Here is a 4,762-nt window from a genome sequence, read left to right as displayed (position 1 = left end):
GATGTGCGAGAAGCTGAAGGAGCTGATCCCGAACCATCTGTTCAAGATCCCGATCCAGGCCGCGATCGGCGGCAAGGTCATCGCGCGGGAAACCATCTCGGCGCTGCGCAAGGACGTCACCGCCAAATGCTACGGCGGCGACGTGTCGCGCAAGCGCAAGCTGCTGGACAAGCAGAAAGAAGGCAAGAAGCGGATGCGGCAGTTCGGCAAGGTGGATATCCCGCAGGAGGCGTTTATCCAGGCGCTTAAGATGGGGGACTAAGCGGTTCGGCCTTCGGCCGAACGCATCGACCCGGTTGGTCGATGCGAGCACAAGTCCGGGTGGGAGCTGCCGGAGGCAGCGCGCACCCTGCCAGCGCGGCGGTGGAGCTGCACGATTGGGATCAAGCCATCGGTGCCGCGCCGCGGCGCTCGAGCGCGGTCTTGCGGATGATTTCCGCGATCTCCGGGCTGCTGCTACACAGCATCTGGAAATCCGCCGCGTGCAGCGACAGGAGGGAGACCGCTGTCGCGGCGTTGACGGTCGCCGAACGCGGTTCGCCGCTGATCAGCGCCATCTCGCCAAAGAAGGCGCCAGGGCCAAGCTCCACCGGGTTCGGCGTCGCGACGCTGACGCGCCCCTCCACGACGAAGAACATCCGATCCCCGGTCTCGCCACTGCGGCAGATCACGGCGCCCGCCGGCAAGTTGCGAGGTCTTAGCGCGCGCACGATCTCGACCAGCACGGCCGGGCCGAGCTTCTCAAACAAGGGCACGCCGGCGACCAATTGCCAATTGCGGACGAAATCCTCGCGACGGATTTCCTGATAGAAGCCGGAGGCAAGAATGCCGGCCCAGAGCGCGAAGATGCCGATGCCAGTCATCATGACCGCCCCGGCAAGGACGCGGCCGGCGAAGGTTTGCGGAATGTGGTCGCCATAGCCGGTGGTGGACAGCGTGACCACCGCCCACCACATTGCCTCGGGGATGCTGCCGAACTTTTCCGGTTGGATGTCGCGCTCGATGACATAGGCGGCGAGTGCGACACCAAACAGAACGACGCCGAAGAGCGTGGTGACGCCGATCAGGTTGCGCGCTTCGTTGGCCAGCACCCTGCCCAGCACCGGGAAGAAGGTCGAGTCGCGCAGCGGTTTCAGCAGCCAGACACCACAGTAGAGGCTCCAGTCGGGCGTGCCGCCGAGCAGAAATGCGGCGAGTGGAACCAAAACCGCGAGCACATCGATGGCGATTGCCGGCGTCCTGTCCCGAAGGTCTCCCGCCCGGTGCTTGAGCAGCGTCGCGGCCATCTGCAGAAGATAGGCGCCCCAAATGACCGCGAGCAGTGCGGTCAGAGCCAGTCTGCTTCGTCCGGACAGGTTCGGTGTCGTGAGCGCAGCCACCACCAGAAGCCCAGGGGCAGCCAGCACCGCGTTGAGCGGCGCGTAAATTCTCAGGAAAGGCAGTACCGACATTCTGTGCCCACGAGCGGCTACTATTTGCCAAAGTAGGCTGCCTTCAAGGCAAGCGTAAAGGTGCTTGCTGCGATCCGCCGATATCGGTTCTCGGGCAAGGCTGACTTTGTCGACTGCGGACGCGCTGCGGACCGCTCTCTCGACAGTCTCTGCCTTCACGCCTTGTCGATTTCGGGCTGACACTGGAGCCGCGTCGGGAAGTCAAACAGGTGAGAGCGCCTCGCCATCGGCGAGCATTGGATCAGACACCGTCCTGCGGTATCCTCGAGCCAGCTTGGGGAGACATCAAATGCGCACCACTTCAGACACCATCGCCGCGATCGGCCTCGCCATCGGCGGTGCCTTCGGCCTAGCCGGCACCTTCGTCGCCAGCGCCCCGCTGCGCGAAACGCTCTGGACGATCGACGGCGTGGCACTCGTGGTGGCGACCGCGCTGCTGACCATGAAATACCAGCGGCTGGGCAATGACAGCGTAGCGGCTGGATTCCTGACTTTCCTGGCCGGCGAGAGCCTGCTGCTTGCCGGCAATGCGGCGGGACTGGAGGCCAGCGTGCCCTCCTATGTCGGCGGCATCTCGCTTTGGGCGGCAGCACTGGTCATGGTCAGCGCGCCGAAGACTTTTGCCCTGTGGATGCGGCTCACCGCGCTCGTGGCCGCGGTGCTGTTTGTCGTCTCGGCTTGCATGATCCTCTGGGGCGCGCCCTTGCTGCCAACCTCGGCGCCGCTGCCCGCCGCCGGTTATCCGTTCCTGGTGCTGACCTTTGTTGGCTGGATCTGGACGCTGCTGAGGCCGGCGCGGTGAGCCTTTGTCCGCTTCCGTACCAAAAGTCCGGCCTGGTTGATCGCGCAGACTCGGAGCGATAGAAAACTCGGGCGGCGGACCCTTATCAGGTCGCCAGTGGCCGGCGCGGGCTCAGGCAACTGCCTCACCGGCATTCGCGCCGGCCACTTCCAACCCGCAGATGATCGCAGCGATCCACCGGCCAGCGCGGCACTTGAAGGAGCGCCGACGCTTCAAGACTCAATCCAAACCTTCTCAAAGTGCTGCTCCAGCGCCTGGTGCTGTTCGCAGCCTTCGACGCCCTTGCGATATGTCCGGTAGACCGAGCGCCAGTAGGGTTGGATGATGATGCCTGAATCGCGCAAATTCTGCTCGATCTTGCCCATGGTCTCCTTGCGCGCCTTGGCGTCCGGCGTCGCCAGCGCCTTGTCGAGCAGGGTGTCGAATTCGGGATTGGCATAGGCGCTCTCGTTCCAGGCGGCGCCGGATTTATACGCCAGCGCCAGCACCTGGACGCCGAGCGGGCGGCCAAGCCATTCGGTGCAGGAGAAGGGGTATTTGCTCCAGTCGTTCCAGAAGGTGGCGGCTGGCAGCACGGTGCGCTTGATCTTGAGGCCGGCCTCGCGCATCTGCGCGCCGATGGCGTCGCCGGTGCTCTTTTGCCATTCGACGTCGACGGAGATGAGCTCGAATTCGTGGTCGGCCCTGCCGGCCTCGGCGAGCAGCTTCTTCGACTGCTCGACGTCGCGCCTGGCCGGGCCGATATCGGCATATTCGGGGTGCATGGGGCCGACATGGTGGTTGTCGGCGGGCTTGCCGCGGCCGCCGAGGCCGAGCGCCAGCACGGCGGAATTGTCGACGGCGAGCTGAGCGGCGCGGCGCACCTTGACGTCGTCATAGGGCGCGTTGGCGACATTGAAGCGGGCGACGATGGTCGAGCCGGTGGCGATCTCGGAATTCATCAGCCCCATCTGCTCGGTCTGCGAGACGGCGTCGGAAGCGGTCTCGTGGTCGGTGTCAATCTCGCCGGATTCGAAGGCCGACAGCATGGCGTTGGGGTCGGAGCCGTAGTCGACCCATTTGATGCCGTCGAGATGGAATTCGCCCTTCCACCAGGGTTTTTCCTTGCGCTTCACCTCGGCGCCCGTCTCGGCATCCCAGCTGACCAGCTCGCAGGGGCCGGTGGTGATGGCAAGCGCCTTCATGGGGTCGCCATCGCCCTCATAGGAGCGGTGCATGATCAGCGCCGGATAGTCGGCCATGCCGGCGATCAGCGAGATGTCTGACTTGGGCAGATTGAGCTTGACGGTGAAGTCGTCGACCCTGGCGATGCCGCCGTCGACGACCTTCTTAGTGTCGGCGTTGACCAGCGCGCCCATGCGCGCGGCGACCGAATTGCCCGGCACCGAGGCATCGCACCAGCGGGTGAGGTTGTGAATGACATCATCGGCGTTGAAGGCATCGCCGTTCGACCAGGATATGCCCTTGCGCACATGCAGGGTCAGCGTCCTGGCGTCGTCGCTCGCCTCCCAGCTTTCGAGCAGCCAGGGCTCGAAGGAGAAGTCGGTGTTCCAGCGCACCAGATATTCGTTGCAGTGGCGGGCGACATTGGACATTTCGACGCCGTCGAAGGTGCGCGGGTCCTTGAAGCCCTTGACGTTCATGGCGACGCGCAGCAAGCCGCCTTTTTTTGGCTCGGCCGCGCGGGCGGGCGTGGCGGCCAGTCCGCCCAGCGCCAGAGCGCCGGCGGCACTGACGCCGAGGCCGGCCATCAAAGCGAGATATTCGCGGCGGTTGATGCCGCCGGTCTTGAAATCATCGGCAACGGGTTTGGCCTTCGGGTGGAGTTTGCGGTCGGTCAGCATGAATTTCATCGTCGTTCCCCTGTTGTTGATGCATGCCGCCCAAAAGTGCCCAGCGGTTTTGGGACAACGGCATGCACAGAAAAATCGCCCCGGCCGATCGACAGACGCGGGGGCGGACGCGACCGCCGGGGCGCCATTGCCTGAGGGGGGAATGATAGAGCGGGGTGACGCTGGGGAGTGTTCGGTTTTCCGCAGTGATTGTGCGGGGTTCCGCAGGGGGAGTCGGCAGTGCGCTTATGCTTTGCAGCCGCGCTGCGAGGAGATGCGCCAACGGCGCGGCGCCAATCTCCCTCCTTGAGGGGGAGATGGCCGGCAGGCCAGAGGGGGTCGGCACGACGGGACGCGACCTCCTACTTTAAAAAAGATGATGCTAGCGCTCTACGCGCGACGACCCCCTCTGTCGCCTTCGGCGACATCTCCCCCTCAAGGGGGGAGATTAGCGTTCCACCGTCGGCCACTCACCCCGGCCCAGCGCAGCAACCGCGCCGACAACCCGCGCAAACGCTTCCGCCGCGGCCGGCACGTTCGTGCGGGCGCGCAGGAAGCTGTGCACCAGCCTCGGTTCCTCGTGCCACCAGGCCTTGCCGCCGGCGGCCACAATGCGGTCGCGGTAGGTCTCGCCATCTGACGACAGCGGGTCGCATTGCGCCGTGACGATCACCGTT

General features: G+C 65.0%; 3 protein-coding genes and 2 pseudogenes. 2 read left to right on the top strand and 3 right to left on the bottom strand.

Annotated elements, in window-relative coordinates; all coding sequences use genetic code 11:
- A pseudogene (locus EOD15_RS28675) lies at positions 1-262 on the top strand (elongation factor 4); the annotation flags it as partial.
- Between the two features lie 121 nt (positions 263-383).
- On the opposite strand, the gene EOD15_RS28670 reads toward EOD15_RS28675, so the two are convergent.
- Positions 384-1,451: a cyclic nucleotide-gated potassium channel gene (locus tag EOD15_RS28670; RefSeq protein WP_127319759.1), complete on the bottom strand. Its 1,068-nt coding sequence runs from the start codon at positions 1,449-1,451 to the stop codon at positions 384-386.
- Positions 1,452-1,740: 289 nt separating this feature from the next.
- On the opposite strand from EOD15_RS28670, the gene EOD15_RS28665 reads away from it, so the two are divergent.
- A complete protein-coding gene (locus EOD15_RS28665) occupies positions 1,741-2,253 on the top strand; it encodes a hypothetical protein (RefSeq protein ID WP_127319757.1) in 513 nt (170 codons plus the stop codon).
- Positions 2,254-2,465: 212 nt separating this feature from the next.
- Here the strand turns inward: EOD15_RS28665 and EOD15_RS28660 are convergent, their stop codons facing one another.
- Both EOD15_RS28660 and EOD15_RS28655 read right to left on the bottom strand, forming a co-directional pair.
- Entirely contained in the window at positions 2,466-4,106 is a 1,641-nt protein-coding gene (locus tag EOD15_RS28660; RefSeq protein ID WP_127409063.1) for an ABC transporter substrate-binding protein, read from the bottom strand.
- Positions 4,107-4,533: 427 nt separating this feature from the next.
- Positions 4,534-4,762: pseudogene (locus EOD15_RS28655) on the bottom strand (alpha/beta hydrolase fold domain-containing protein); the annotation flags it as partial.

It is taken from the genome of Mesorhizobium sp. M7A.T.Ca.US.000.02.2.1 (assembly GCF_003996995.1).
Classification (GTDB): domain Bacteria; phylum Pseudomonadota; class Alphaproteobacteria; order Rhizobiales; family Rhizobiaceae; genus Mesorhizobium.
This window is presented reverse-complemented; position numbering and strand designations above follow the sequence as displayed.